This window comes from Mesorhizobium oxytropidicola, from assembly GCF_056174625.1.
On the sequence record NZ_CM149692.1, the window covers coordinates 2,052,610 to 2,078,295 of the forward strand.

The 25,686-nt window shown below is 64.1% G+C and carries 24 protein-coding genes and 2 pseudogenes; 12 read left to right on the forward strand and 14 right to left on the reverse strand.

What is annotated here, in order from left to right; genetic code table 11:
• Positions 1-202: 202 nt before the first annotated feature.
• Positions 203-1,081, reverse strand: coding sequence for a methylated-DNA--[protein]-cysteine S-methyltransferase (locus AC0V8S_RS10295; RefSeq protein ID WP_475437604.1), 879 nt, complete (start codon positions 1,079-1,081; stop codon positions 203-205).
• A 115-nt stretch (positions 1,082-1,196) separates the two neighbouring features.
• On the opposite strand from AC0V8S_RS10295, the gene AC0V8S_RS10300 reads away from it, so the two are divergent.
• Entirely contained in the window at positions 1,197-2,012 is an 816-nt protein-coding gene (locus tag AC0V8S_RS10300; RefSeq protein ID WP_475437605.1) for a class I SAM-dependent methyltransferase, read from the forward strand.
• A 2-nt stretch (positions 2,013-2,014) separates the two neighbouring features.
• Here the strand turns inward: AC0V8S_RS10300 and AC0V8S_RS10305 are convergent, their stop codons facing one another.
• Positions 2,015-2,509 (reverse strand): DUF2244 domain-containing protein, encoded by a 495-nt coding sequence (locus AC0V8S_RS10305; RefSeq protein WP_475437606.1) that lies wholly within the window; start codon positions 2,507-2,509, stop codon positions 2,015-2,017.
• Between the two features lie 22 nt (positions 2,510-2,531).
• Here AC0V8S_RS10305 and nth point away from each other — a divergent pair, with 22 nt between their 5' ends.
• The gene (gene nth / locus AC0V8S_RS10310) at positions 2,532-3,344 is read left to right on the forward strand and encodes an endonuclease III (protein WP_475437607.1); all 813 of its coding nucleotides are present in this window, start codon (positions 2,532-2,534) and stop codon (positions 3,342-3,344) included.
• Here nth and AC0V8S_RS10315 read toward each other — a convergent pair.
• Positions 3,332-3,787, reverse strand: a complete 456-nt coding sequence (locus tag AC0V8S_RS10315) for a DUF2214 family protein (protein WP_475437608.1) — start codon at positions 3,785-3,787, stop codon at positions 3,332-3,334. The two genes, nth and AC0V8S_RS10315, sit on opposite strands and share 13 nt — an antisense overlap.
• 213 nt (positions 3,788-4,000) lie before the next feature.
• Here AC0V8S_RS10315 and AC0V8S_RS10320 point away from each other — a divergent pair, with 213 nt between their 5' ends.
• Positions 4,001-4,540 (forward strand): GNAT family N-acetyltransferase, encoded by a 540-nt coding sequence (locus AC0V8S_RS10320; protein ID WP_475437609.1) that lies wholly within the window; start codon positions 4,001-4,003, stop codon positions 4,538-4,540.
• Between the two features lie 13 nt (positions 4,541-4,553).
• Here AC0V8S_RS10320 and AC0V8S_RS10325 read toward each other — a convergent pair whose 3' ends face one another.
• Positions 4,554-7,043, reverse strand: a complete 2,490-nt coding sequence (locus AC0V8S_RS10325) for an EAL domain-containing protein (RefSeq protein WP_475438598.1) — start codon at positions 7,041-7,043, stop codon at positions 4,554-4,556.
• 272 nt (positions 7,044-7,315) lie between these two features.
• Positions 7,316-8,086, reverse strand: coding sequence for an IclR family transcriptional regulator (locus tag AC0V8S_RS10330; RefSeq protein ID WP_475437610.1), 771 nt, complete (start codon positions 8,084-8,086; stop codon positions 7,316-7,318).
• A 184-nt stretch (positions 8,087-8,270) separates the two neighbouring features.
• Between AC0V8S_RS10330 and AC0V8S_RS10335 the strand changes: the two genes are divergently transcribed.
• The 5 genes and pseudogenes from AC0V8S_RS10335 to AC0V8S_RS10355 all read left to right on the forward strand — a co-directional run bounded on the left by AC0V8S_RS10335 (position 8,271) and on the right by AC0V8S_RS10355 (position 13,506).
• Positions 8,271-9,248 (forward strand): Bug family tripartite tricarboxylate transporter substrate binding protein, encoded by a 978-nt coding sequence (locus AC0V8S_RS10335; RefSeq protein WP_475437611.1) that lies wholly within the window; start codon positions 8,271-8,273, stop codon positions 9,246-9,248.
• Between the two features lie 146 nt (positions 9,249-9,394).
• The gene (locus tag AC0V8S_RS10340; protein WP_475437612.1) at positions 9,395-9,931 is read left to right on the forward strand and encodes a tripartite tricarboxylate transporter TctB family protein; all 537 of its coding nucleotides are present in this window, start codon (positions 9,395-9,397) and stop codon (positions 9,929-9,931) included.
• Between the two features lie 4 nt (positions 9,932-9,935).
• A pseudogene (locus AC0V8S_RS10345) lies at positions 9,936-11,458 on the forward strand (tripartite tricarboxylate transporter permease).
• 15 nt (positions 11,459-11,473) lie between these two features.
• Positions 11,474-12,658, forward strand: a complete 1,185-nt coding sequence (locus AC0V8S_RS10350; RefSeq protein ID WP_475437613.1) for a CaiB/BaiF CoA transferase family protein — start codon at positions 11,474-11,476, stop codon at positions 12,656-12,658.
• Positions 12,655-13,506, forward strand: a complete 852-nt coding sequence (locus AC0V8S_RS10355; RefSeq protein ID WP_475437614.1) for a citryl-CoA lyase — start codon at positions 12,655-12,657, stop codon at positions 13,504-13,506. The genes AC0V8S_RS10350 and AC0V8S_RS10355 overlap by 4 nt, the downstream gene beginning before the upstream one ends.
• 9 nt (positions 13,507-13,515) lie before the next feature.
• Here AC0V8S_RS10355 and AC0V8S_RS10360 read toward each other — a convergent pair whose 3' ends face one another.
• Positions 13,516-13,992: an NUDIX hydrolase gene (locus tag AC0V8S_RS10360; RefSeq protein WP_475437615.1), complete on the reverse strand. Its 477-nt coding sequence runs from the start codon at positions 13,990-13,992 to the stop codon at positions 13,516-13,518.
• 127 nt (positions 13,993-14,119) lie between these two features.
• Entirely contained in the window at positions 14,120-14,428 is a 309-nt protein-coding gene (locus AC0V8S_RS10365) for a hypothetical protein (RefSeq protein WP_475437616.1), read from the reverse strand.
• Positions 14,429-14,898: 470 nt separating this feature from the next.
• Between AC0V8S_RS10365 and AC0V8S_RS10370 the strand changes: the two genes are divergently transcribed.
• Complete coding sequence (locus AC0V8S_RS10370) at positions 14,899-15,477, forward strand: invasion associated locus B family protein (protein WP_475437617.1); 579 nt, start codon at positions 14,899-14,901, stop codon at positions 15,475-15,477.
• A gap of 97 nt (positions 15,478-15,574) precedes the next feature.
• Here AC0V8S_RS10370 and coaBC read toward each other — a convergent pair whose 3' ends face one another.
• The 3 genes from coaBC to ubiE form a co-directional block, all read right to left on the reverse strand.
• Complete coding sequence (coaBC, locus tag AC0V8S_RS10375; protein ID WP_475437618.1) at positions 15,575-17,044, reverse strand: bifunctional phosphopantothenoylcysteine decarboxylase/phosphopantothenate--cysteine ligase CoaBC; 1,470 nt, start codon at positions 17,042-17,044, stop codon at positions 15,575-15,577.
• Positions 17,045-17,135: 91 nt separating this feature from the next.
• The gene (gene ubiB / locus AC0V8S_RS10380) at positions 17,136-18,710 is read right to left on the reverse strand and encodes a 2-polyprenylphenol 6-hydroxylase (protein ID WP_475437619.1); all 1,575 of its coding nucleotides are present in this window, start codon (positions 18,708-18,710) and stop codon (positions 17,136-17,138) included.
• Between the two features lie 67 nt (positions 18,711-18,777).
• On the reverse strand, positions 18,778-19,554 hold the full coding sequence (gene ubiE / locus AC0V8S_RS10385; protein ID WP_475437620.1) for a bifunctional demethylmenaquinone methyltransferase/2-methoxy-6-polyprenyl-1,4-benzoquinol methylase UbiE: 777 nt from the start codon (positions 19,552-19,554) through the stop codon (positions 18,778-18,780).
• Positions 19,555-19,688: 134 nt separating this feature from the next.
• On the opposite strand from ubiE, the gene AC0V8S_RS10390 reads away from it, so the two are divergent.
• The 3 genes from AC0V8S_RS10390 (at position 19,689) to AC0V8S_RS10400 (ending at position 22,104) form a co-directional block, all read left to right on the forward strand.
• Positions 19,689-20,663: an adenosine deaminase gene (locus AC0V8S_RS10390; protein WP_475437621.1), complete on the forward strand. Its 975-nt coding sequence runs from the start codon at positions 19,689-19,691 to the stop codon at positions 20,661-20,663.
• A 126-nt stretch (positions 20,664-20,789) separates the two neighbouring features.
• Positions 20,790-21,419 (forward strand): uracil phosphoribosyltransferase, encoded by a 630-nt coding sequence (gene upp, locus AC0V8S_RS10395; protein WP_095199484.1) that lies wholly within the window; start codon positions 20,790-20,792, stop codon positions 21,417-21,419.
• A gap of 121 nt (positions 21,420-21,540) precedes the next feature.
• Positions 21,541-22,104, forward strand: coding sequence for a TIGR02281 family clan AA aspartic protease (locus AC0V8S_RS10400; RefSeq protein WP_475437622.1), 564 nt, complete (start codon positions 21,541-21,543; stop codon positions 22,102-22,104).
• Here AC0V8S_RS10400 and deoA read toward each other — a convergent pair whose 3' ends face one another.
• The 4 genes and pseudogenes from deoA to AC0V8S_RS10420 all read right to left on the reverse strand — a co-directional run bounded on the left by deoA (position 22,105) and on the right by AC0V8S_RS10420 (position 25,686).
• Positions 22,105-23,424, reverse strand: a complete 1,320-nt coding sequence (gene deoA, locus AC0V8S_RS10405; RefSeq protein WP_475437623.1) for a thymidine phosphorylase — start codon at positions 23,422-23,424, stop codon at positions 22,105-22,107.
• On the reverse strand, positions 23,424-24,233 hold the full coding sequence (locus AC0V8S_RS10410; RefSeq protein WP_475437624.1) for a purine-nucleoside phosphorylase: 810 nt from the start codon (positions 24,231-24,233) through the stop codon (positions 23,424-23,426). The genes deoA and AC0V8S_RS10410 overlap by 1 nt, the downstream gene beginning before the upstream one ends.
• A gap of 30 nt (positions 24,234-24,263) precedes the next feature.
• Positions 24,264-24,657: pseudogene (gene cdd, locus AC0V8S_RS10415) on the reverse strand (cytidine deaminase).
• 57 nt (positions 24,658-24,714) lie between these two features.
• Positions 24,715-25,686: an ABC transporter permease gene (locus AC0V8S_RS10420; protein ID WP_475437625.1), complete on the reverse strand. Its 972-nt coding sequence runs from the start codon at positions 25,684-25,686 to the stop codon at positions 24,715-24,717.

The following is a 25,686-nucleotide window of genomic DNA, read 5'->3' on the forward strand; positions in this document are numbered from 1 at the left end:
GGATCGCCCGAATTAATATGAGTCATGATCGCTTTATCGTGGTTAATTTAGCGTAAACTTAAATAATTCGCGGCAATAATGACCATGAAGAAACCGATGGTTGTCCTCGGTTGTATCCAGAAATTTCGATGAGAAATCGCACTAATACTTAATAGTGTGACTATTCATATATTTCTTGGGTCGCAATTGAAAAATCGACATTTTACGACGACACTTGGCCCGCCTCCCAGCCCAGGATGGCGCGCTTGCGGGTCAGGCCCCGATGGTAGCCGGTGAGGTCACCGGACTTGCCGATGGCGCGGTGGCAAGGCACCACGAAGGAGAGCGGGTTGGCGCCATTGGCGGCACCGACCGCCCGGCTGGCGCTTGGCGCGCCGATGCTGGCGGCGATCGAGGAATAGGTGCGCGCCTTGCCCATCGGGATCTGCAGCAGCGCCTCCCAGACGCGGACCTGGAAGTCGGTGCCGATCATGACGACATGCAGCGGCTGGTCGGGGCGCCACAATGTCGAGTCGAAGATGCGCGCGGCATAAGGACCAGTAGCGGCCATGTCCTCGACATAGATGGCGTTCGGCCAGCGGCTGGACATGTCGGCGAAGGACGCACGTTCCTCGCCGGGGTCGCTGAAGGCGAGGCCGGCAAGGCCACGGTCGGTGGCCATGATCAGGGCGGTGCCGAAAGGCGAGGGGTGATAGCCGTAGCGGATGGTGAGGCCGGCGCCGCGTGTCTTGTAGTCGCCCGGCGACATCGCCTCGTGGGTGACGAACAGGTCATGCAGCCGGCCGGGACCGGACATGCCCAGTTCGAACGAGGTTTCGAGCAGCGGCATGCCGGAATCGAGCAGCCGGCGCGCATGGTCGAGCGTCACCGCCTGCAGAAAGGCTTTTGGCGACAGGCCGGCCCAGCGGGTGAACAGTTTTTGCAGGCCGGTCGGCGTCTCGCCGACCTCCTCCGCGAGTTCCTCGAGCGAAGGCTGGTCGCGATAGTCGAGGCTGATCTTCTCGATGGCGCGGCGCACGATCTCATAGTCGCTGCCTTGCGGCGTGATGTCCTTCTTGAGGACGGCTGTCTGTGTGCTCATCGAACTGTCTCCTTGACCAGGAATATCGCCCCTTGGGGCGCCGATCGCCACCCGAAACTTGCCTTCTTGCCGCGCATGCCCAGATAGACTCGGGGTTTCGTGCCAGGAGTCGCTTATGGCTGGCGAGAAAGTGCATCTGACAGGGGCCAGGGAAACCTTGCTGATGACGCTCTATGGCAAGGCGCTGGAGAGCCGGCTGTCCCATTCGCTGCTTGCGGATCATTTCGCCGACGAGGCGGTGCGCAAGATCGACTATGATTTCTCTAGGCTCAAGGTAGACGAGAATCTCGGCATCGGCCTGGCGATCCGGGCCAAGACGCTGGACGTTCGTGTTGAGGATTTCCTGGCCAGAAATCCTGGCGCCATCGTGCTGCATCTTGGCTGCGGGCTCGATACGCGCATCTTCCGTGTCGATCCACCACCAGGCGTGGACTGGTTCGATGTCGACTATGCGGAGGTCATCGAGCTCAGGCGCAGGCTCTACCCGTCCCGCGACCATTACCACCTCATCGCTTCGTCGGTGACCGAGCCCGGCTGGCTGGCCGACGTGCCCCGCAACCGCCCGGCCATCGTGGTGGCGGAGGGGCTGACGCCCTATCTTCCCGCAGACGAAGGGCTACGCCTGGTTTCGCGGCTGGTCTCGCATCTTGCCGGCGGCGAATTGATGTTCGACGCCTACAGCCGTTTCGGCCTGACGCTGCTTCGCCTCAATCCGACCGTCAAGGTGACGGGCGCGGAAGTTCACTGGGCGATCGACGATCCACACGAGCTGGAACTGGCGGTCCCGAAGCTGCGGTTCGTCGAGGATATCTCCGCCTACAAGCCGGAACACGCCGCCCGCATGGGCTGGTCCGCCAAACTGTTCGTGCGGCTTTGGAAGCACATTCCGGCGCTGCGCAAGGTCGGCAGGCTTTTGCGCTATCGTTTCTAGATTCAGCGCGCCTTGGCGGTCGCCAGTGCGCGTGAGAAGGCGGTGGCAAAGCTCTCGCGGGACTCGGGATCGAGAAAGCCACCGATCGGAACGTTCTGGCCTTGGCCTTCGACCGTCATTTTGGTGATGCCGATTTCGGCATGACGGGCGACCGAAAACCGCGCCCAGAACGGGTTGAAGCGGTGCGCTTCCGATTTTCCCGAGGGGGCCGTCTTGCGGATGTCGAGGCTGGTGCGCGAGACCGAAACCTCCTCGCGGGCGCGGGCGGCCCGATAATTGGCGCGGAAGGCGATGTAGACGGCGACCACGTCGAGGCCGAAGAAGCCGAACACCGGCCAGGCACCGCGCGACAAGAAAAACGTGCCGGTCACCAGCCAGCCGAACAGCAGCGCGCCCATCAGGACCAGGAAGCCTGTCCTGCCCAGCGACCGGTGCGGCGTCAGCAATGCGTGAAAGAAGGGCTCGTCAGCCTGGAACGAGGCGTTTGTGTCGCTCATGACAGGATATTATAGGAGGGAAATGGCGAGCCCCAAGTCCAAAGATTCTTCCATGCCCGAAAATGAGCTGCCGGCCGGCCGCCGTGATGGTTCGAACGCCAAGCCGCGCCCACGGCCGGTGCGGCAGACGTCGCGCTACAGTCCGGCCGAAGTGCACGAGATCTTCCGCCGCTTTTCGGTCCAGCGACCGGAGCCGAAGGGCGAACTCGAACATGTCAACGCCTTCACGCTGCTGGTGGCGGTGGTGCTTTCGGCGCAAGCGACCGACGCCGGCGTCAACAAGGCGACACGAGCCCTGTTCAAAGCCGCAGATACGCCGCAGAAGATGTTGGCGCTGGGTGAGGCCAAGGTCGGTGACTACATCAGGACTATCGGGCTGTGGCGCAACAAGGCCAAGAACGTCATCGCGCTTTCACAAGCACTGATCCGCGACCATGGCGGCGCGGTGCCTGATGACCGCGACGAGCTGGTCAAACTGCCGGGCGTCGGGCGCAAGACCGCCAATGTCGTGCTCAACATGGCCTTCGGCCAGCACACGATGGCGGTCGACACGCATATTTTCCGCATCGGCAACCGGCTTGGCCTGGCGCCCGGCAAGACACCCGAACAGGTCGAGCAGGGGCTGCTGAGGATCATCCCGGACGAATATATGCGCCATGCGCATCACTGGCTGATCCTGCATGGCCGCTATGTCTGCAAGGCGCGCAAGCCGGATTGCCCGGCCTGCGTCATCGCCGACATCTGTAAGGCCGAGGAGAAGACGACCAGCATTCCGGCGCCACTGGTGGAGATCGCTCCGCTTGAAACGGCGGTCTCTGGCGATCAGGTGCCGTAACCGCGCGCCATCGCTGCCGCGAAGACCGGGATCAGCAGGAAGACGAAGGCCTCGGCGCGGATATAGGTCTTCACCGAGGCCAGTTCGCCCGCTGGCACGGCGAAGGAGGGATTGGCGCTGGCCTGCCGGTTCCAAGAAATGAAGCGCACAGTCGGGATGATCGATAGCAGGCCGACAAGGCCGAAGGCCGCCATCTTGGCCCAGAACACCCAGTTGTAGACGTAGAACTCCCAACCCTTGAGGCTCCAGAAGACACGGCCGATACCGACGATGATGACGAGCGCGGCGATGATGCCGTAGTGGCGGTCGATGCCGGCGAGCCGCTTGAGTGTCACGGCGGGCAGGTCGCCGCGGATCAGCACGAATTCGGCACCGATGATCCCTGCCAAGGAAAACACCAGCAGATGATGGACAATGGCAAGCACAAGGTCTGTCGTGTCCATGCTTCTTCCCCTGGGTTTGATGGCCCCAGCGCGTGTCCGAAAAAGGTCGCGTCCCCGGGGGCTGAATCAGCGTGCCGGGAAAATAACACTGTCAGGCAGAATTCCCATAGCACCTGGCCATACGGCTTGCCTGGATGATGGCGCGTCTCGTGCTGGCCCTTGCACCGCAGGGGCGATTTGCTAAGCGCAGGCACCATCAGCGAGGCAAGTCCCATGAACAATCCGCAAGCGACCATCGCACCCGTCATCGAGACGCAGCGAACCATTTTGAGGGCGCACCGGATCGAGGATTTCGACGCCTATGTCGCGATGTGGGCCGATCCGGTCGTCACCCGTTTCATCGGCGGCAAGCCGCGCACGCGCGAGGAAAGCTGGATGCGCTTCCTGCGTCATGCCGGCCTGTGGTCGCTGCTGGGCTACGGCTTCTGGGCGATCGAGGAGAAGGCGACAGGCCGCTTCGTCGGCGAGGCCGGCTTTCATGACCTGAAGCGCGACATGGAACCGTCGATCGAAGGCATTCCCGAGGCCGGATGGGCTTTGGCGCCGGCCGTGCACGGGTCGGGCCTTGCCACAGAGATCGTCAGTCGCGTGCATGTCTGGGGCGACGAGACCTTCAGACGTACCAAAACCGTCTGCATCATCGATCCGGAAAATACGGCTTCACAGAATGTCGCCAGGAAGTGCGGCTACAGCGAGGTGACGCGGACCCTCTATCACGATGCCCCGACCATCCTGCTGGAGCGACGGCCCTAAACCGGGGTGAGGCCTAACCGGCCTTGCGGCGCAGCTTCCGTGTCAGATCGGCCCATGGATCGGCGCTCTCCGCGGCCGGCGTGACACCCCGCCCAAGCAGCTCCGTCGAGGCATCGAAAGGCTTCGGTCTGGCGATCCCATAGCCCTGGGCATAGTCGACGCCGATCGCCTTCAGGGCCGCGGCGATGCCGTCGTTTTCGACGAATTCGGCGATGGTGCGCTTGCCCATGACCTTGCCGATGTGGTGGATCATCTCGACCATGGCGCGGTCGATGCGGTCGTCCAGCATGTCCTTGACGAAGCTGCCATCGATCTTGAGGTAGTCGACCGGCAGGTGCTTCAAATAGGCGAAGGACGACATGCCGGAACCGAAATCGTCGAGTGCGAAGCGGCAGCCCAGGCCGCGCAGATCGGCAATGAAGCGCATGGCGTTGGTGAGATTGGCGATGGCGCTGGTTTCGGTGATCTCGAGGCAGATCATGGCCGGTGAAATGCCATGGACGAGAAACTGCTCGCGCAGGAAGCCGAGAAAGGTCTCGTCGCCGAAGGTCGCGCCGGAAAGATTGATGGCGCATGTGGCGATCGGCGCGATGGTCGGATCGGCTTGCCGTGCGGCCAGGATGCGGAAGGTGTTACGCACCACCCAGCGGTCGATCGACGGCATCAGGCCGTAGCGCTCGGCCGCGGGAATGAAGCTTTGCGGGGTGACGAAGCTGCCGTCTTCGTCGGTCAGCCGCAACAGGATTTCGATATGCGCTCCCGCCTCGGCGGCGTCGTCGTTGAGTGGCCAGATTTCCTGGGCATGCAGCCTGAAGCGGTTTTGCTCAAGCGCGGCGTGCAGGCGCTGCACCCAGGCCATCTCGCCGAAACGCTGGCGCAAAGCCATGTCGCCATCGCTGTGGATCTGGACCCGGTTGCGGCCTTTCTCCTTGGCCATATAGCAGGCGACATCGGCGGCACGCAGCGTCTCCTCGATTGTCACGTGCGCATCGGCGATCTGTACCATGCCGATGCTGACACTGGTGTTGAAGGGCCTGTTATCCCAGGCGAAATGCAGGTCCTGCACGGCTGTGCGCAGCCGTTCGGCGGTGTCGGCGGCGGTTTCGCAGTCACTGTCCACGAGCAGCACACCGAATTCGTCGCCGCCCAGCCTGGCCAGCACGTCGCCCGGCCGCAATTCGTGGGTCAGCAGCGCGGAGATCTGGCGCAGCAATTGGTCACCAGCGGCATGGCCGCAGGTATCGTTGACCAGCTTGAACTGGTCGAGATCGAGATACATCAAGGCATGCTGCCGGGGCTGGCCCTGCAATTCGACGATCGTCCTTTCCAGCCGGCTTTCGAAATCGCGCCGGTTGGCGAGCCCGGTCAACGCGTCATGCGAAGCCTGCCATGAAAGCCGCTCGATATAGTCCTCTTCGCGCGTCATGTCGTGGAAGGCGAGCACCGCGCCGACGACCTCACCGGAAACCAGCAGCGGTGCGCCGGTCAGCGCGACAGGAACAACAGAGCCGTCCGGCCGCTGCAGCAATTGCGGACGGGCGCTGGAACGGCGCGGTTCGCCGGCCAGGAGACGATCGACCAGCTGCGTTTCTTCAACGCTGGTGTCTTTGTCGACGAGGCGAAACAGCGATGCGATCGGTTTGCCCCTGGCAGTGCCGAACGGGCAGGCCAGCAGTTTCTCGGCAACTGCGTTCATGTAGTCCAGCCGCCCGTCACGGCCGGTGCTGATGACAGCCTGGCCGATCGAAGCCAGCGTGACCTGGGCGCGCTCGCGCTCGGCATTGAGCGCCAGCTGGAAGGCCTGGCGCTGGGCCAGGAGTTTGCGCGTGCGCAACACGGCAAGCAGGATCAGCAAGGCGGCGGTGACGAGATTGGCGAAGGTGAGCAGCATCCGGATGAAGCGTGACCCCTCGCCGAGACTGTCCGAGAAAGCCTTGGAAAGGGGGCTGATCTGACGATCTAGCTGATGGATATCCGTCTTCCAGGCGTTGATCTCAGCCGGTGACGCCTGCCCCTTGCTGAACGTCGCGTGCATCGCGTCGCCGAGCTGCTGGATGGCCAGGATCATCGCGTCGGCAGCGGTCCAGTGCCGGATAGCGGTGTCGAGATAGATAAAGCCGCGGAAATTCTGGAATAGCCAGATCATCCCGGTCACGTCGTCCGGGTGGTTTCTGCCCTGCAGAAAGCCTGCGCGCGCCGCCTCTGTATCGGGGTCGGGCTGCTCGAGCGCCAAGCGGGCCGAGCGGTCGGCCAGCGGAACGGCGATCGCTTCGCGATACTCACCGAAGAACTCCTCATTGCCGGTGTCGGCATAGAGGCTGAGGAAATAGATGGCGTGCTTTTGCCCCTTGGACCACTGGCTTTCGCCGCCGACATAGGCGCGTACCGCCGAAAGCGTGTAGAGGCTGAGGCTGGCGACCAGCGCCTGGATGAGGACGACGGCGATGAACGGCCAGACGAGCCCGAGAAGACGGGGGTTGGCGTTCCTCGATGACAGCTTCATCGAATTCACGGACGGGCCATGATCCTGTCAGCGCGTCTGTCCGACTGTTAAACCCGTCGGTTTAAGACGCTGTTCTTCCCTCATGTCGCTCAAATGGCGACAGCAATCGGGTTATCACGCCGGGCTTAACAGCAAATAAATAGTTCCGTTCTCTATGAAGCCTTTTCTTGACGTGGGCAGTCGAATATTACGCAACGTCAAGTGACTGCTTAAAGTTGAATCAGTTTGTATTCGAAGCTTATCGGTCCTCTTGCAGATCGCAACCGCCGGAGCTAGGGCAGAGCTTCTGCCGCAAGACTTGCCTGTTCGAGCATGGAGGCATCCTCACCGAAGGCGCGGGTCGCGCGAGCCGCCGCCTCGAGCAGCGGACGTTTCATGCGCTGAAGGAAGGCGGCATCGACGCGCGTGCTCGGGCCAGCCAGCGTCAAGGCGCCGAGCAGGATGCGTCCCGGTCCGAACACCGGCGCCGAGATGCCCGCCGTCTCGGGATCGCGGTCGCCGACGGCGAGGCAGTTGCAAGTCCTGCGGATGGTCTCGTAGGGTTCACCCATCTGGCCGGAAAACGCCGCAAGCACGCGCCCGCCCGAGCCGACCAGCAAGGGCAGTACGTCGCCCTCGCGAATGGTATAGCGGATCGGATGCTTGGATTCGACGCGATAGAGGCAGGTGCGGACGTCGCCCGAGCGGACATAGAACGCAACGCTTTCCCAGCTTCGCTCGGAAAGATCGCGCATGATCGGCAACAGGATGTCGACCGCCACGACCGAACGCTGATAGAGCGCGCCCAGCCGAAAGGTGGCCGGCCCGACGCGGTAACGCCCATCGTCGAGGCGCTCGAGCAGCTGCCCGCGCAGCAGCGAATTCGCCAGCCGCAGGATCGTGCTCTTGTAGAGGCCGGTACGCGCCGCGATTTCGGCCAGGCTGAGCGAGCGATCGGTCGCGGTGAAGGCATCGAGGATGGCAATCGCCCGATCAAGTGCCGCAACACCTTCGGCCGAGGCGCGCCGGCTTTCCGCATCAGTCGATCTGCTTAGTAGGTCCATCGCGGTTCCCAGTTCGGAGAAGCCCGAGCGGAGCCACTCTGTCGGCCACTGGACCGTTCTGTCCAGCAGAATATCGTTCCCGTTGACAGAACTCAGTAACATCTGCTTGAACTCGATCACGGGTCTGTGAATGCAGGCGCGTTTGGCAGGCACCGGAGGAGGTGTCGTGATCTGGAGGAATCCCATGCTGAACAGACGCAGATTTTTGATGAGCACGGCGGCGGCAGGTGCTGCCGGCCTTGCAGGACTTCATCTCACGCCCGCTTTCGCTGAAGGCGCACCGCAGATCCAGATTTTCGTGCCGGCGGCACCCGGCGGCGGGTGGGACCAGACAGGGCGCACGATGGATCAGGTGCTGCGCGCAGAGAAGCTCATCTCGGGCTCGCAGATCACCAATGTCGGCGGCGCCGGCGGCACGGTCGGGCTGCCACAGTTCATCAGCCAGTGGAACGGCAAGGGCAATTCGCTGATGGTCGCCGGCATGGTCATGGTCGGCGCCATCATCGCCAACAAGGCCGCCAACAATCTGACGCAGGTCACGCCGATCGCCCGTCTCACCGGCGAATTCGAGGCCCTGGTGGTGCCGGCGGAATCGCCATTCAAGACCGCCGCCGATTTCGTCGCGGCGCTCAAGGCCGATCCGACCAAGGTTCCGGTGGCCGGCGGTTCCGCCGGTGGCTCCGACCACATCCTGTTCGGCCTGATCGCCAAGACGGTCGGTGTTCCGGCGACCAGTCTTTCCTATGTGCCGTTCGCCGGCGGCGGCGAGGCCTTGTCGGCGCTGCTCGGCAACCAGGTGGCGGCCGGCATTTCCGGCTTTGGCGAATTCTCCGAGCAGATCAAGGCGGGCGCTCTGAGGCTGCTCGCCATCTCGGCCGACAAGCGCCAGGACGGCATCGACGCGCCGACGCTGAAGGAAGCCGGCATCGATGTCGAACTGTTCAACTGGCGCGGCGTTTTCGCGCCTCCCGGCGTGTCCGACGCCGACAAGGCGGCGATGATCACGCTGGTCGAGACCATGGCCAAGAGCGATGCCTGGGCCACGGAGTGCAAGAACCGCAACTGGACGCCCATCCTGCTCACCGGCGACGACTATGCGAAATTCGTCGCCGGGGATTCGGCGCGCATCGAAGCCATCCTCAAGGACCTCGGCCTCGCCTGATTTCCCCAGGGGGACGGCGCGAGCCGTCCCTCATTTTTCTATTCCAGCCGATCGCAGGAGAGAGTGCGGTCGGCCAATGAGTGAAGGTACGTGAAGCCGGCAGCGGCTGCCGGCTGTCTTGGCCAACTACCGGGGGAGGGACATTCATGAGCACCATCAACCAGCCGGCGGCGCCCTCGCGCCTTGCCGTGCCGGAATTGCTTGTTGGCATCGGCCTTCTGGCCTGTGCCGGCGCCGTGGCCTGGCAGACGCTGGCGATTCCGGTGTCGCCGCTCTATTCCAAGGTAGGCCCGACCGTCTTTCCCTATCTCACCATGGTCGGCCTGATGGTGCTTTCCCTGCTGCTCATCCTCGCAGCACTTCGCGGCGGCTGGCAGCCGGAGGAGGAAAAGGAAACGCCGGCCGATTGGAAGGCGATGGGCTTCGTCGTCATCGGTCTTCTGGCCAACCTGCTGCTCATCCGGCCGCTCGGCTTCACCGCGGCATCGGTCATCATGTTCGTTCTCGTCTGCTACGGCTTCGGCAGCAGGCACACGCTGCGTGACGCGCTCACTGGCCTTATCCTGGCGCTGGCCGCCTATTTCGGCTTCGCCAGGGCGCTTGGCGTCAACATCGGTGCCGGCTTCATCGAGAACCAGCTGAACACGGTGATCGACGCGATCATCGGCGCTCTGGGAGGCTGACGCCATGGAAACGCTTGGCCATCTCGCCCACGGCTTCTCGGTCGCCTTCACCCCGATGAACCTGATGTGGTGCCTGCTCGGCACCACGCTCGGCACCGCCATAGGCGTGCTGCCCGGCCTCGGGCCGGCGCTGACCATCGCGCTGCTTCTGCCGATCACCTATCAGGTGGCGCCGGAGGCGTCCTTCATCCTGTTCGCCGGCATCTATTACGGTGCCATGTATGGCGGCTCGACGACGTCGATCCTGCTCAACACGCCGGGCGAAAGCGCCACCATCGTCACCGCGCTGGAAGGCAACAAGATGGCGCGGTCCGGCCGTGGCGGTGCCGCACTCGCCACCTCGGCGATCGGCTCCTTCGTTGCCGGCACGATCGGAACGCTGGGCGTCGCTTTTCTGGCGCCGGTGGTGGTCAAGTTCGCGCTGGCCTTCGGCCCGGCCGAGTATTCTCGCTGATGGTGCTGGCCTTCATCACGGTTTCGGCCGTGCTCGGCTCGTCCTCGGTGCGCGGGCTCACCAGCCTGTTTGCCGGCTTCGTCATCGGCATGATCGGCGTCGATCTGCAGACCGGCCAGCCGCGCTTCACCTTCGGCTCGACCGAACTGCTCGATGGCGTCGACGTCATCATCGCCGCGGTCGGCCTGTTCGCGGTCGGCGAGACGCTCTACATGGCCTCGCGCCGCTATGCCGGCAAGGACGAGATCGTGCCGCTGAAAGGTTCGCTCTACATGACCGCGGCCGAATGGGGCCGCTCATGGAAGGCCTGGCTGCGCGGTGCCGCGATCGGCTTCCCGATCGGCGCCATGCCGGCTGGCGGCGCCGAAATCCCGACCTTCCTGTCCTACGCCATCGAAAAGAAGCTGTCGAAGCATAAGGAGGAATTCGGCACGGTCGGCGCCATCGAGGGCGTTGCCGGTCCCGAGGCCGCCAACAATGCGTCCGCAGCCGGCGTGCTGGTGCCGATGCTGACGCTCGGCCTGCCGACCTCGGCGACGGCGGCGATCATGCTGTCGGCGTTCCAGAGCTACGGCATCAATCCCGGCCCGCTGCTCTTGACGACGCAGGCCGACCTGGTCTGGGGCCTGATCGCCAGCCTGTTCATCGCCAATGTCATCCTCGTCATCCTCAACCTGCCGCTGATCGGGCTGTGGGTGCGGCTGTTGGAGATACCGGCGCCGCAGCTTTATGCCGGCATCCTGGTGTTCGCCACCGTCGGCACCTATGGCATCTCGCAGTCGCCGATCGACCTCGTCATCCTCTATCTGCTGGGGGCGGCGGGCTTCCTGATGCGGCGCTTCGATTTCCCGACCGCGCCCGTCATCATCGGCATGATCCTCGGGCCGCTCGCTGAAACTCAGTTCCGCCGGGCAATGACCATCTCGAATGGCGACTGGTCGGTGTTTTATACGCACAAGCTGTCGCTGACGCTGCTGACGCTCGCCTTCATCGGCCTGGTCGGGCCGCATATCTGGGCCTTCATCGAGCATCGCCGGCGGCGCGGACCGGAGCATGTGCCGGGCGATGCCTGACCGATTTGAGAAGACATGACAGACCTGCTTTCCGGTATCCGCGTCCTCGACCTGACCAATGTTCTGGCCGGGCCCTATTGTGCCTATCAGCTGGCGCTGCTGGGGGCCGATGTGATCAAGGTCGAGGGACCGCAAGGCGGCGACCTGGCGCGCCAGCTCGGCGGCTCGCCAAGGCTCAATCAAGCCGGCATGGGCGCCTCGTTCCTGGCGCAGAACGCCGGCAAACGATCCGTGGTGCTCGACCTGAAGAATGAAGCGGATCGCGAGCGCTTCCTCGACCTGGTCGCCAGTGCCGATGCGCTGGTGGAGAATTTCCGACCCGGCGTGATGGATCGGCTTGGCCTTGGCTATGAGGCGCTGAAGGCGGTCCGCCCCGGCCTCGTCTATTGCGCGATATCGGGTTTCGGCCAGACCGGGCCGATGCGCGACAATCCCGCCTATGACCAGATCATCCAGGGCCTGTCGGGCATCATGAGCATCACCGGCACGCCGGAAACCGCTCCGCTGCGCGTCGGCTATCCCGTTGCCGATACGCTGGGCGGGCTGGTCGGTGCCTTCGCGATCGCATCGGCGCTGGTCAGGCAGAAGACATCGGGCGAGGGCGCCTTTCTCGACGTCTCGATGCTCGAATGCACGCTTTCCGCGCTTGGCTGGCCGGTATCGAACTACCTGACGGCAGGAGTCGATCCCAAGCCGATGGGCAATGAGAACATGACTGCGGCACCTTCCGGCGCCTTCCGCACCGGCGATGGATTGCTCAACATTGCCGCCAACAAGCAGGAGCAGTTCGTAACGCTTTGTCGGCTGATTGGGCGGGCGGAGCTGGCCTCGGACGCGCGCTTCGCTGAGCGCGAGACACGCAAGCACAACCGTACGGCGCTGAAAGCCGAGATCGAGGAGGCTCTTGCAGACGCCTCGGCGGCTGTATGGGAAGAGACGTTCAACCGTGCCGGCGTGCCGGCGGGCAGGGTGCTGACGATCCCGCAAGTGCTGGCCGAACCGCAGGTGCTGGCGCGCCAGGTGACGGCGAATTTTGACGATGTTGCCGGCATGGACAGGCCGCTGACCGTGCTGCGCGGCGGCTTCATGGTCGATGGTGAGGCGCCGTTGCCGACGAAGCCGCCGCCGGCGCTCGGCGCGCATATGGACGAGATTTTCGCCGGCCTGCCGCCACGCGCCAAAGCAAAGGCCCGGGCATGAGCGGCGCGGAGAAGAAGTCAGGCCGTGAGCGCGGCGAGGAATGGTGGCAGACCGGCATCATCGAGATGAGCCCCGGCGTCATCCGGCTGCGCGGCTATGAAATCCAGGACCTGATCGGTCGCGTCAGCTTCCCGGCAATGATTTGGCTGATGTTGCGTGGCGAACTGCCCAGCGAGGACCAGGCAGCCTTGCTCGGTATAGCGCTGGGTGCGGCCGTAGATCATGGCCCGCAGGCACCGTCGATCGCCATTGCCCGTATGGCCGCCACCTGTGGCGTCGGCATCAACAGCGCCATGGCTTCGGCCATCAACGTGCTCGGCGATGTGCATGGCGGCGCCGGCGAGCAGGCGCTGTCCTTCTACGGTGATGTCGCCGTGGCGATCGATGGCGGAATGGCGCTGGATGAGGCGGTCCCGGCACGGCTCGACCGGTTCTTCGCCGAGGAAAAGGGCTATGTGCCGGGGCTCGGTCACCGCTTTCACCCAATCGATCCGCGCGCGCCGCGGCTGCTTGAACTGACCCGGGATTTTGCCGCGCGCGGCGTGGTCAATGGACGGTTCGCCGACATCGCCCAGGCGATCGAGGCTGATGTCGCGCGGCGCAAGGGCAAAAAAATCCCACTCAATATCGATGGCGCCACGGCGGTCATCTATGGCGAACTCGGCTTCCCGCCGCCGCTGACGCGCGGGCTCTTCGTGCTGTCGCGTTCCGTCGGCATCCTGGCACATGCCTGGGAGCAGTCGCAGCAGAGTGAGCGCAACAAGGGGCCGCTGCCGCGCGAATGGCTGTGGGCCTACACCGGCAAGCCGCTGCGGCCTTTTCCCGAAGATGGCGACAAGAGCGGGTAAGGGCCTGCCTCAGGCAGCGTCGATCGGCGCCTGTTTGGGAATCGTCAAGGTCGCCACAAGCGTCGAAAGGTCCGGCTCGTCAATGAGCATCGCCGCATCGGCTGGAGCGAGCCAGGCCCGCTGCCGCCGCTTGGCTTCCTGCCAGTTGGCCAGTTCCTCGGTCACCTCAAGCAGATAGACGATGACGTCGACACGAATGAAGTTGTTGGCCAGCCGTTTCCAGTAGGAATAGGTGCCCGCCGGCTGCTTCAATGTCTTGCCGAGCACGCCGGCTTCTTCCATCGCCTCGATGGTGGCTGCCTTGCGGCCGCTTTTGCCCTTCATCGGCCATCCCTTGGGGACGATGAAGCGCTGCGTCGTCCGCGACGTGACCAACATCACCTCGATATCGCCGCCCGAGGTCAACCGAAAGGGGATCGCCGCGACCTGGCGGATCCGCTCGCCCTTCTTGGCCTTGCGCACGGCCTTTTTCTTGGTGGCTGCCATTCGTAACAATCCAGTCGGTGCAGTGCCCCATAGCGTGATGCGGCGCCTTTGCAAAACCCAAACTGCCGCAGGGGCACCTGAAGGCCCCTATCATGTAAGTCGGCTAAATAAAAGAGTGGTCCGCCTGTCAGCGACAGGTGCTCACGGCGGTGTTGCCGATTATCTGCGTCTGGCAGCTCGACCTGACCTGCGGCACCACCGGCGGCGGCTGCTGGACGATCACGCGGTCCTGGGCGCGATACTGCTGTTGCTGCTGCTGAAATTGCTGCCGCTGCACCCGGTTCTGCAAGATCTGCAAATCGTTCTGCTGGATCAACGCGTTGCTTTTGGCCGCGGGATTGAGCACCTGCGCTGAAGCGGGCAGAGCAAAGCCGGCCACGAAAGCCGCGACCAGCGCCGCTGATGCAAGTTTCACCGATGGTCGACGCGCCGACATCCGCCCATTCCCGCGAAAAATCCTGTTCATCCGCCATATATAGGGCGTTCGCCCGACGATGCCATGGCCGGCCCATCGGTCGCCTTGAAATCGATCACGCCCCCTGCTGGCCATCCGACCGCGACCGCGAATTGCCGACGACGCCAATGCTTGAGATCGGCATGGACGTCGCGCCCGGCGACACTGCGGCATTCGCTTCATGGAAGGCCAGGTGGAGTTGCCCCAATAAAGGTCGCTTCGTGGCTGCGGAGAATCTACCCGGCAACCCCGCATTGCACTTGACGGAGGCGATCGATTCGCCGCTCTATCGGGTCGGCGCTGGCCTCGAGCTGAATGGCGTCAATGGTGTCGGCATGTCCGTCAGGTATAACGGCGCCTTCGGGGAAACGGTCAAACAGAATGCAGCCAGCGCGTCTCGCAAGGTCAGTTTCCAGACTGGCTCGAGACGGAGCCGGGCGGGAGAGGTCTTGATGAGGAAATACGCATATTTTGTTGCGATGCTGGGTGCGGCCTGCATCGCCGGTCTGCCGGCCGTGGGCGCGCAGACCAAGGGCGACAAGGTGGCGGCGCCGCCCGCCGCGGCTGACGCGCCGCAGCTGCCCGGCGGGGCATCGGCCTTGTCCGAAACCCATGGCGACTGGACGGTCAACTGCCAGATATCGGGCACGAACAAGGTCTGCAGCCTGTCGCATCAGCAGTTCAACAAGCAGAGCAACCAGCGGCTGCTGGCGATCGAGCTGTCGAGCAAGACCGGCGATGATGCCACCGGAACCCTTGCCTTGCCGTTCGGGCTGGCGCTGGCCAAGGGCGTCACCCTGACCATCGACGACCAGAAGCTCGACGGCAGCCTGGCGTTCAACACCTGCCAGGTGGTCGGCTGCCTGGTGCCGGTGGCGTTCGATGCCAATGTCACGCCGCTGCTCAAGAACGGCACGACGCTGAAGATCGACGCCTTCGCGGCCGATACCGGGCAAGCGGTGAGCTTTTCCATTCCGCTCAACGGTTTCGGCGGGGCGCTCGCCCGCACGGCGGAACTGTTGTCGAACTGACGGCCTGAGTCAGGGTATCTAATACGCGGCGCCTAACTGACGCCGCGTATGGCAAGCAGCGGCTATGTTGGCGGCAGGGTTTTCCCGCCAACACTCTTCAAACAACGATCGTCTTCAACCGCTCGGCGATGAGTGCGGCGAGCCGCGCCGCGACCTCGTCCTTGGTCATTTCGGGCCATTCCTCGACCCCCGTCTTTGAGACGATCCGCACCTTGTTGCGGTCGCCGCCCATGACGCCGGTGGGGCCGACGCCGCTTTCATGTGAGACGTCGTTGGCGACGATAAAGTCGGCCCCCTTCTTCTTCAGCTTGGCCTCTGCATTGCGCAAAAGATCCTGCGTCTCGGCGGCGAAGCCGACGACCAGGCCGGGCCGTTGGCTGTGATGGCCGACGCCGGCAAGGATGTCGGGGTTCTCCACCATGCGCAGCACGGGGGGGCCTTCGCCCGCCACTTTCTTGATCTTCTCGCCGGCCGAATTCTCGCTGCGCCAGTCGGCGACGGCGGCGACGAACACCGCGGCGTCCGCCGGCAGAAGCTGTTCGACCGCATCGCGCATCTCCTGCGCACGCTCGACATGGATGGTCTTCACGCCGGCCGGGTCGGCAATGTTTACGGGACCGGAGACGAGGCGCACATCGGCGCCAAGCCTTGCCAATGCCGCGGCGATGGCGTGGCCCTGCTTGCCGGAGGAACGGTTGGCGATATAGCGCACCGGGTCGATCGGTTCGTGTGTTGGGCCGGAGGTGACGATGATCTTGCGTCCTGCCAGCGGCTTGGGGCCGGCTTCGAGCAGCGCCTCGACCGCGGCGACGATCTCCAGCGGTTCGGCCATGCGGCCTTCGCCGGCTTCATTGCTTTCAGCCATTTCGCCTCTGGCCGGGCCGATGAAGCGGATGCCGTCCTTGCCCAATGTCGCGCGGTTGCGGCGCGTGGCCGGATGCGCCCACATTCTTGGGTTCATCGCCGGCGCCATCAACACCGGCTTGTCGGTGGCGATGAGCACGGTGGAGGCCAAATCGTTGGCATGGCCATTGGCAAGCTTGGCCATCAGATCGGCGGTGGCGGGCGCCACCACCAGAAGGTCGGCCTCGCGCGACAGCCTGATGTGGCCGACATCGTGCTCGTCATTGCGGTCGAACAGTTCGGTGAAGACATGGTCGGCCGAGAGTGCGCCAACCGATAGGGTGGTGACGAATTCCTGTGCAGCAGCAGTCATTACCACGCGCACCCCAGCACCGCGCTCGCGCAGCCGGCGGATCAGGTCCAGCGCCTTGTAGGCGGCGATGCCACCGCCGATGATGAGCAGGATGCGCTTGCCAGAGAGGCTGCCCCGCGGAGGGATTTTGCTTGCCGAAGAGGCAACCGGCGTGGCCGCAACGTGCGCGCTGGCCAAATCGCGCAAGGTCTTTTCGATCTGGTCGATGCGGCCGGACCCGATCTGACCGTCGACGGCGGCCCGGATCATCACCCGCGCCTGTTCTTCCATGGAGCGGTTGTTTTCGGCCGCCAACCGGCGCAGTAACTCCTTGACCTCACCGTCAAGGTTGCGGATCGTGATGCTTGCCATGTGATTGCACTTTGCTCATCTTAACCGATGGCGATGATAGCAATGCAATCAATCTGCAGCAAGTTGCGGGCTCGAGCTTCGCTTTCCAGGCCTAAAGAATCTTCCAGGCTATATAGACCAGCGTCAGCGCGATCACCCACAGCGCCATGCGGCCGGAGCGGCTGTAGCGCGCCTCGGCCTTGCCGATGGCACGCGCCGTGGTCTCGTCGAAGCGCAGGCCGTGCTCGGCCATCAGGTCAATCTCACGCGACAGTCGGTCGGTGCGCGCGGCAAGCTCGGGCGCCTGGCGGGCGAGCGTCAGCAGCGCCTTGGCGCCGTCGCGCGCATCGACCATCATGCCGCGCGGGCCGAGGTTTCCGGCGATCCAGCCGCCGACCACCGGCTCGGCCGTCTTCCACATGTTGAAGGCCGGGTCGAGCGTGCGCGCCACGCCCTCGACCACCACCATGGTCTTCTGCAGCAGGATCAGTTCCGGTCGCGTCGCCATGTCGAAGAGTTCGGTCACTTCGAACAGCAGCGTCAGAAGTTTGGCCATGGAGATGGTCTCGGCCGGCTGCCCATGGATCGGCTCGCCAATGGCGCGGATCGCTTGCGCGAAGGCCGCGACATTGTGCTGGCGCGGCACGTAACCGGCCTCGAAATGCACTTCGGCGACGCGCAGATAATCGCGCGTGATGAAGCCATAGAGGATTTCGGCGAGGAAGCGGCGCTCCTTCTTGCCGAGACGTCCGGCAATGCCGAGGTCGACGGCGACGATGGTGCCGTTTGCCTCGACGAACAAATTGCCCGGATGCATGTCGGCGTGGAAGAAGCCGTCGCGCAAAGTATGGCGCAGGAACGACTGGATGAGGTTGGCAGCGATCGCTTTCAGATCATGGCCGGCCTCCTCCAGGCCTGCGATGTTGTTCATCTTGACGCCGTCGACCCATTCCATGGTCAACACGTCGCGACCGGTGCGTTCCCAGTCGACGTAAGGCACGCGAAAGCCGGGATCATCCCTGGTGTTTTCGCCAAGTTCGGAGAGTGCCGCCGCCTCGAGGCGCAAATCCATCTCGATCTTGGTGGTCTGCGCCAGCGTCTCGGTCACCTCGACAGGCCGAAGCCGGCGTGAGGAGGGGATGTATTTCTCCTGCAGGCGGGCGGCAAGGAAATAGCTTTCGAGGTCATGGAAGAAGCGGCGGCGCACGCCGGGACGGATGACTTTCACCGCGACCTTGGTGGCAACGCCGTCATGGATGGTTTCGGCGGTATGGACCTGGGCGATGGAAGCGGCGGCGACCGGGTCGCCGAACTCGGCGTAGAGATCACCCACCTTGCGCCCGAGCGAGGCTTCGATGGCGGCGACCGCCTCGGCCTTCGGGAAGGTGTGCATCTTGTCCTGCAGCATGGCGAGGTCGAGCGCCATGTCGTTGCCGACGACGTCGGGCCGCGTCGCCAGGAACTGGCCGAGCTTGACATAGGACGGGCCGAGCCGGACCACCGCCTTGGCCAAGCGGTCGCTGCGCTCATAGGCCAGCGCGCGGCGGCGGGTGAACAGCCGCGCCAGCCGCCAGCCGAATTTCGGCAGGCCGGACAGTTCCTCGCCTGGCAGAGCGGCGATGACGCCCTCGCGCACCAGCACCCAGCCGGCCCGTGCGAGCCTGAAACCAGCGCCGACGCTGCTCATGGCTGCACCCTGGCCGGTCGTTGCGACCGGCACGAGCCATATCGGGGATGGGAAATGCGGGCCAGCCTCAAAGCTTCCAGCCCGAATGCAGCGCGGCAATGCCGCCGGAATAGTTGCGGAAGGAAACGCGGTCGAAACCAGCGCGGGAGATCATTGCCGCGAAATTCTGCTGGTTGGGGAATTTCGCGATCGATTCGATCAGATAGGAATAGGGCTCGCCGTCGCCGGTGACCATCTTGCCGATCCTGGGAATGGCGTTGAACGACCAGGCTTCATAAGCCTTGTCGAGCAGCGGCATCTCGACCTCGGAAAATTCCAGGCACAGGAAGCGGCCACCCGGCTTCAGCACGCGGAACGCTTCGCCGAGCGCGACATCGATGCGCGGCACGTTGCGGATGCCGAAAGCGATGGTGTAGGCGTCGAATGTGGCGTCAGCAAAGGGCAGTTCCTCGGCATTGGCCTCGACGAAATCGGTGTTGCCGGACAGGCCCTTCTTTTGCGCCCTATCGCGGCCGACACTGAGCATCGAGCCGTTGATGTCGAGCACGGTGGCATGCGCGTTGCCATGGCTGGCATCGACGATGCGAAAGGCGATGTCGCCGGTGCCGCCGGCCACATCCAGGACCTTCCAGCCCGCCCGCCTCGGCGGATTGAGCCACGTCACCATGGCATCCTTCCACAGCCGGTGCAGGCCGGCTGACATCAGATCGTTCATCAGGTCGTAGCGGTTGGCGACCTTGTGGAAAACATCGTTGACCAGGGACTGCTTTTCGCCTTCCCCTACACGCTTGAAACCATAGGAGGTTTCCATGCCGCCGGCGGCCGTGGTTCTCTCAACTGACATTTTTTTGATCCGTCATAAAACCGGCGGGACCATAGCCGATCGATGCTGTGGGCGCTATTGTTTAAGGCGCGGTGTTCAGCCGCGCTTCCAGGTGGTGGGTTTTCAAGACCTGGACTGACCGACGGGATGTTTGAATGCCTTTGAAAGCGGAACTGCACTGCCACATTGAAGGGGCAGCGGCGCCAGAACTTGTCATCCGCCAGGCGCAGAAATACGGCAAGGATACCTCGCCCTATATCCAGAACGGTTCCTTCGTCTGGCACGACTTCACCTCCTTTCTCGCGGCTTACGATTTTTCCGCCGATCTGTTCCGCACCGAGGAGGATTACGCACGGCTGGCCGACCACTATCTGACCAGCCTGGCCCGTGACGGCGCCATCTACTCCGAAGTGTTCACCTCGCCGGACCATGCCAGGAAGGCAGGCCTGTCGCCCAAGGCCTATACCGACGCGCTCGGCGAAGGCATGCTGCGCGCCAAGGCCAAGACCGGCATTGAGGGCCGCATGATCGTCACCGGCGTGCGCCATGTCGGCGTCGAATCGATCGAACAGGCGGCGCGCTTTGCGGCGCGCTGCGGGCATCCGCTGGTCACCGGTTTCGGCGTTGCCGGCGACGAGCGCATGGGCGAGATGGAAGACTATGTCAGGGCTTTCGAGATCGCCCGCGAGGCCGGGCTCGGCATCACCATCCATGCCGGTGAGCTGACGGGCTGGGAGACCGTGCAGGCGGCGCTCGACCATATCCGCCCCTCGCGCATCGGTCATGGCGTGCGCGCCATCGAAAACCCGGACCTTGTGCGGCGCATCGCCGACGAGGGCATCGTGCTGGAATGCTGCCCCGGCTCCAACATCGCGCTCAAAGTGTTCGACAATTTTGCCGACCATCCGTTTCCCGCCTTGCAGGCGGCCGGCTGCAAGGTGACGCTCAACTCCGACGACCCGCCCTATTTCTGGACCTCGCTGAAGCGCGAATACGATATCGCGGCGGAGCATTTCGCGATGAACGAGAAAGCGCTGGCGGCCGTCACCCGAACCGCCATCGAAGCCGCCTTCGTCGACAGGAAGACCAAGACAGCACTTCTCGCCCGGCTGAACGGCGCGGCGCGCTGATTTTCTTCCGACAAAGCTGTGGTCGGTTGCCGCTAAGCGGTTCCTTGGCCGGTGCATTGTCGTTAGGGTCGTTCCAGCTGCCTGAAGCGCGTCCGCGCGCCGGGCGACACGCATCAGGAGAACACCATGAAGGGCGTCACCGTCGTCGACCACCCGCTTGTCCAGCACAAGCTGACCATCATGCGCAAAAAGGAGACCTCGACGGCCGGCTTCCGGCGGCTGTTGCGCGAGATATCGCTGCTGCTCGGCTACGAGGTGACCCGCAATCTCGAACTGACCACCACCACCATCGAGACCCCAATCGAGGAAATGGAAGCGCCGACGCTGGAGGGCAAGAAGCTGGTTTTCGCTTCGGTGCTGCGCGCTGGCAACGGCTTGCTGGAAGGCCTGCTCGACTTGGTGCCGGCGGCCCGCGTCGCCCATATCGGCCTCTACCGCGACCACGAGACGCTGGAGGCGGTCGAATATTTCTTCAAGGCGCCGAGCGATCTCGCCGACCGGCTGGTGATCGTCGTCGACCCGATGCTGGCGACCGCCAATTCGGCAATCGCGGCGATCGACAAGCTGAAGGGGCGTGGCGCCACCAACATCCGGTTCCTGTGCCTTTTGGCGGCGCCCGAAGGCATCGAGCGTTTCACCAAGGCGCACCCGGACGTTCCGGTCTTCACCGCGTCCATCGACCGCCAGCTCAACGAGAAGGGCTACATCATGCCCGGCCTCGGTGACGCCGGCGACCGCATGTACGGGACGAAATAGTACCAGGCAAAGTTGCCTGGTACTATTTACCGAATGTTTACGAAACGGCGCGGTTTTGGCGCCTGTTAAAGCGGCAAACACCATCCCGGGCTAAAGGATCGGCGATCACAAAGGCCGATCCATGCTGCGCAAGCTTCTCATCCTCAGCGTCTTTGCCGGAGCATCGGCATCGATCCCGGTCGTCTATCAGTCGAATCCGCAGATATTCGAAACCCTGCTGAAATCGGCGGTGACGGCCAAGCCCGCTACCGAGGCTCAACCGGAGGTCAGCCTGGCGTCCGTTCCCGACAAGCCGGCGGCACCGCTGCCGACCGGCCGCAAGGTTGTCGTCGCCGCGGACGGGCGCGGACACTTCTCGTCGACTTTCAAATTGAACGGCCGTCAGGTCGACGGCATGATCGACACCGGCGCCACACTGGTCGCGGTCAACACGTCGACGGCGCGCCGGATCGGGCTGTCGCTCAATCCGTCCGATTTCAGCCACGAGGTCAACACCGCCAACGGCTCGATCAAGGCGGCGGTGGTGATGATCGACCGGCTGCAGATCGGCAGCATCAGCGTCGACGGTGTGCAGGCCATCGTGCTCGACGACAAGGCGTTGCGCACCAATCTGATCGGCATGAGCTTTCTCAGCCGACTTGGCAAATACCAGGCCGAAAACGGCACGCTGCTGCTCGTCCAATAATCAACCGCGCGGCAGGATCCGCCGGATGACGGTTTTGTCGGCCGGCGGTTTCGAAGCGCCGATGGCATAGGCTGAAACCACGGCGGCGGCGGCGGCCTCGGCATCGGAGGGCGAGCAGGCGTGGACCAGCGCCAGCGCATCGCCGGCGTGAACTTCCGCCCCTATGGGCAGCAGCCTGGTGATGCCGACGCTGGGGTCGATCTTGTCGTCAGGCCTTGTGCGCCCGCCGCCCAAGCCAACCACCGCAAGGCCGATGTCGCGGGTGGCGATGCCGGTGACGAACCCGTTTGTTGTCGCCTTCACCGCGAATTCGGTTGGCGCGTCGGGCAGATATTTTTCCGGCTTCTCGATGAAATCCGTGGGGCCGCCAAGCACCGCCACCATGCGCGCGAAGGTGGCGGCGGCGCGGCCGCTGGTCAGCGTCTCGGTGGCGCGGCGTAAGCCATCCTGGTTGGATGACACCAGTCCCGCCGACTGTAGCATTTCGGCGGCTAGCGCCAGGGTCACGTCCTCTAGGCGCTTGTCGCGCAGACGGCCGGTGAGGAAATCGACGGCGTTGCGCACCTCGACGGCATTGCCGGCGGCGGACGCCAGCGGCTCGTTCATGCCGGTGATCAGTGCCGAGACCTTCAGCCCGGCGCCACTGGCGACCTCGACCAGGCTGTTGGCGAGCGCGGTCGCGTCGCGCGACTTCTCCATGAAGGCGCCATTGCCGACCTTGACGTCCAGCACCAGCGAGCCCAGGCCGGCGGCCAGCTTCTTCGACAGGATCGAGGCGGTGATCAGCGGCACCGATTCCACGGTGCCGGTGACGTCGCGGATGGCATAGAGCCGGCGGTCGGCCGGCGCCAGATCGGCGGTCTGGCCAATGATGGCGCAGCCTGTTTCCAGCACCGCCCGGCGAAACAGCGCGATATCGGGCTGGCTGGCGTAGCCGGGGATCGCATCCATCTTGTCCAGCGTGCCGCCGGTATGGCCAAGGCCGCGGCCCGAGATCATCGGCACATAGGCGCCGCAGGCAGCGACGATCGGCGCCAGCATCAGCGAGACATTGTCGCCGACGCCGCCCGTCGAATGTTTGTCGGTGACCGGGCCGGGCAGGTCCGACCAATCGAGCACATCGCCGGAATCGCGCATGGCCAGCGTCAAGGCCACGGCCTCGTCGCGGCTCATGCCGTTGAAGAACACCGCCATGGCAAAAGCCGCGGCCTGGCCATCGGTGACGGCGCCCGAGGTCACGCCGTCGACGAAGGCTACGATTTCACCGGCCGAGAGCCTGTGGCCGTCTCGCTTGTGGCGGATGATTTCCTGCGTAAGCATCAGCTCTCTAGCAGCCCGTCGCGGAACACTCTGTGCAGGACCGTCGCCAGCCGAGACCCGCCGACCGGCGCCATGTCCTTGGTCTCCTGGTGCGAAAGTTCCGCTCCGGTCATGCCGGCCGCCAGATTGGTGATGACCGAGCAGGCGGCGACGCGTAGGCCAAGGAAGCGGGCGAGAATGACTTCCGGCACGGTCGACATGCCCACCGCATTGGCGCCCATGATGCGCGCCATGCGGATCTCGGCCGGGGTTTCGAAACAGGGGCCGGAAAACCACATATAGACGCCCTGGTGCAGCACGGTGCCGGTCGCCTTCGCGGCGCGCTCGATGGCCTTGCGGATGCCGGCATCATAGGCTTCGGTCAGGCCAACGAAGCGGCGGTCGCTGGGCTCGCCAATCAGCGGATTGCTGCCCGAGAAATTGATGTGGTCGGTGAGCAGCATCACCGAGCCCGGCGGCATGTCCGGATCGACCGAACCGGCGGCGTTGGTGAGGATCAGTTTGGTGATGCCAATGCCGGCGAGCACTTCCAGCACCGGGCGCATAGCCGCCGCATCGCCATGTTCATAGTAATGGGCGCGGCCCGACAGCATCAGCACCGGTGTGCCGGCAAACAGCCCGGCCACCACTTCGCCGGCATGGCCGCTGACGCCGCTCCTGGGAAAACCCGGCAGGTCGGCATAGGGGACGCGGATCGGGTGCTCGATCCGGTCGACAAGGACGCCGAGGCCCGACCCCAGCACCAACGCTGTCGACGGCGCCAGGCCGTCCAGCCTTTCGATCAGATGGTCCACCGTTTTTTCGGTCATTGCAGCCCGCTCTTCATTTGAGCCAACTCTTCATTTGAGAATGTCGCCGCGGAAGCCGTAGGGCAGCATGTCGCCCATGGTCACGGTCTCGGCCACGCCGGTGTTGTCGCAGAGGTAGAGTTTTGTCTCCGGGCGGCAGAACTCGGCCAGCCGCTGGCGGCAGCCGCCGCAGGGCGAGCATTTAGCCATGCGCTCGGCAAGGACCGCGATTTCGACGATCTTGCCGCCGCCGGCCATGATGTAGTGGCCAAGCGCGGTGGTTTTCGGCGCACCAGCCTTCCGGATAAGAGGCGACTTCGATGTTGGCGCCGGTGAAGACGCGTCCGTCCTCGGTGCGCAAGGCCGCGCCCACCGGAAATTTCGAATAGGGCGCATAGGCCTTGGCCATGGCGGTCCTGGCCGCTTCGAACAGATCATGCGACATTTCAGTTGTTCTCTCCGATGATCGTGTCCAAAACCCGGTGCGTGCCTCGCGCCGGGCCTAGCGTTCCTTGACGTAGGGCACGCCGCCGGCGCGCGGCGGGATGGCCTTGCCGATGAAGCCGGCGAGCAGGATGACGGTGAGGATATAGGGCAGCGCCTGCATGAACTGCACCGGCACCTTGCCGATGATCGGCAGCGGCGAGCCCTGCAGGCGGATTGCCGCCGCATCGAGGAAGCCGAACAAAAGGCAGGCGAACATGGCGTTGACCGGCTTCCACTTGGCGAAGATCAGCGCGGCCAGCGCGATGTAACCCTTGCCGGCGGTCATGTCCTTCACGAAGCCGCCATTCTGCACCATTGACAGATAGGCACCGGCGACGCCGGTGAGGATGCCGGTGCAGATCAGCGCCCGATAGCGCAGCCAGGCGACCGAAATGCCGGCGGTGTCGACGGCGGCCGGATTCTCGCCGACGGCGCGCAGCCTGAGGCCGAAGCGGGTGCGGAACAGCACCCACCAGGTGAACGGCACCATCAGGAAGGCGAGGTAGACCAGCAGCGAATGGCCTGAAATCAGTTCCGCATAGATCGGCCCGATGATAGGCACATCCTTGGCAGCTTCGGCGCCGGGCCAGACAATCGCGTCGAAGCGCTCGCCCGGTTGCAGCGCCGGCGTGCGCCCGCCTTGGCTGAACCAGGCCTGACCGAGGATGATGGTCGAGCCGGCAGCGATGAAATTGATCGCCACGCCGGACACGATCTGGTTGCCGCGATGGGTGATCGAGGCGAAGCCATGCACCATGGCAAAGGCGACCGAAATCAGGATCGCCATGCCGAGGCCGATAAAGGCCGAATGAAACACGGAAGCCGCGGCGGCACCGGCGAAGGCGCCGACCAGCATCTTGCCTTCCAGCCCGATGTCGAAGATGCCGGAACGCTCGGAAAAGAGGCCGGCGAGGCAGGCGAGCAGCAGTGGCACCGATAGGCGGATGGTCGAGTCCAAAATCTGCACGATGGCGATAAAGACATCCAT

Coding starts and splice junctions, on each gene's coding strand:
- AC0V8S_RS10295 (WP_475437604.1), bottom strand. CDS start 1,081: ATGAGCACACAGACAGCCGTCCTCAAGAAGGACATCACGCCGCAAGGC.
- AC0V8S_RS10300 (WP_475437605.1), top strand. CDS start 1,197: ATGGCTGGCGAGAAAGTGCATCTGACAGGGGCCAGGGAAACCTTGCTG.
- AC0V8S_RS10305 (WP_475437606.1), bottom strand. CDS start 2,509: ATGAGCGACACAAACGCCTCGTTCCAGGCTGACGAGCCCTTCTTTCAC.
- nth (WP_475437607.1), top strand. CDS start 2,532: ATGGCGAGCCCCAAGTCCAAAGATTCTTCCATGCCCGAAAATGAGCTG.
- AC0V8S_RS10315 (WP_475437608.1), bottom strand. CDS start 3,787: ATGGACACGACAGACCTTGTGCTTGCCATTGTCCATCATCTGCTGGTG.
- AC0V8S_RS10320 (WP_475437609.1), top strand. CDS start 4,001: ATGAACAATCCGCAAGCGACCATCGCACCCGTCATCGAGACGCAGCGA.
- AC0V8S_RS10325 (WP_475438598.1), bottom strand. CDS start 7,043: ATGAAGCTGTCATCGAGGAACGCCAACCCCCGTCTTCTCGGGCTCGTC.
- AC0V8S_RS10330 (WP_475437610.1), bottom strand. CDS start 8,086: ATGGACCTACTAAGCAGATCGACTGATGCGGAAAGCCGGCGCGCCTCG.
- AC0V8S_RS10335 (WP_475437611.1), top strand. CDS start 8,271: ATGCTGAACAGACGCAGATTTTTGATGAGCACGGCGGCGGCAGGTGCT.
- AC0V8S_RS10340 (WP_475437612.1), top strand. CDS start 9,395: ATGAGCACCATCAACCAGCCGGCGGCGCCCTCGCGCCTTGCCGTGCCG.
- AC0V8S_RS10350 (WP_475437613.1), top strand. CDS start 11,474: ATGACAGACCTGCTTTCCGGTATCCGCGTCCTCGACCTGACCAATGTT.
- AC0V8S_RS10355 (WP_475437614.1), top strand. CDS start 12,655: ATGAGCGGCGCGGAGAAGAAGTCAGGCCGTGAGCGCGGCGAGGAATGG.
- AC0V8S_RS10360 (WP_475437615.1), bottom strand. CDS start 13,992: ATGGCAGCCACCAAGAAAAAGGCCGTGCGCAAGGCCAAGAAGGGCGAG.
- AC0V8S_RS10365 (WP_475437616.1), bottom strand. CDS start 14,428: ATGTCGGCGCGTCGACCATCGGTGAAACTTGCATCAGCGGCGCTGGTC.
- AC0V8S_RS10370 (WP_475437617.1), top strand. CDS start 14,899: ATGAGGAAATACGCATATTTTGTTGCGATGCTGGGTGCGGCCTGCATC.
- coaBC (WP_475437618.1), bottom strand. CDS start 17,044: ATGGCAAGCATCACGATCCGCAACCTTGACGGTGAGGTCAAGGAGTTA.
- ubiB (WP_475437619.1), bottom strand. CDS start 18,710: ATGAGCAGCGTCGGCGCTGGTTTCAGGCTCGCACGGGCCGGCTGGGTG.
- ubiE (WP_475437620.1), bottom strand. CDS start 19,554: ATGTCAGTTGAGAGAACCACGGCCGCCGGCGGCATGGAAACCTCCTAT.
- AC0V8S_RS10390 (WP_475437621.1), top strand. CDS start 19,689: ATGCCTTTGAAAGCGGAACTGCACTGCCACATTGAAGGGGCAGCGGCG.
- upp (WP_095199484.1), top strand. CDS start 20,790: ATGAAGGGCGTCACCGTCGTCGACCACCCGCTTGTCCAGCACAAGCTG.
- AC0V8S_RS10400 (WP_475437622.1), top strand. CDS start 21,541: ATGCTGCGCAAGCTTCTCATCCTCAGCGTCTTTGCCGGAGCATCGGCA.
- deoA (WP_475437623.1), bottom strand. CDS start 23,424: ATGCTTACGCAGGAAATCATCCGCCACAAGCGAGACGGCCACAGGCTC.
- AC0V8S_RS10410 (WP_475437624.1), bottom strand. CDS start 24,233: ATGACCGAAAAAACGGTGGACCATCTGATCGAAAGGCTGGACGGCCTG.
- AC0V8S_RS10420 (WP_475437625.1), bottom strand. CDS start 25,686: ATGGATGTCTTTATCGCCATCGTGCAGATTTTGGACTCGACCATCCGC.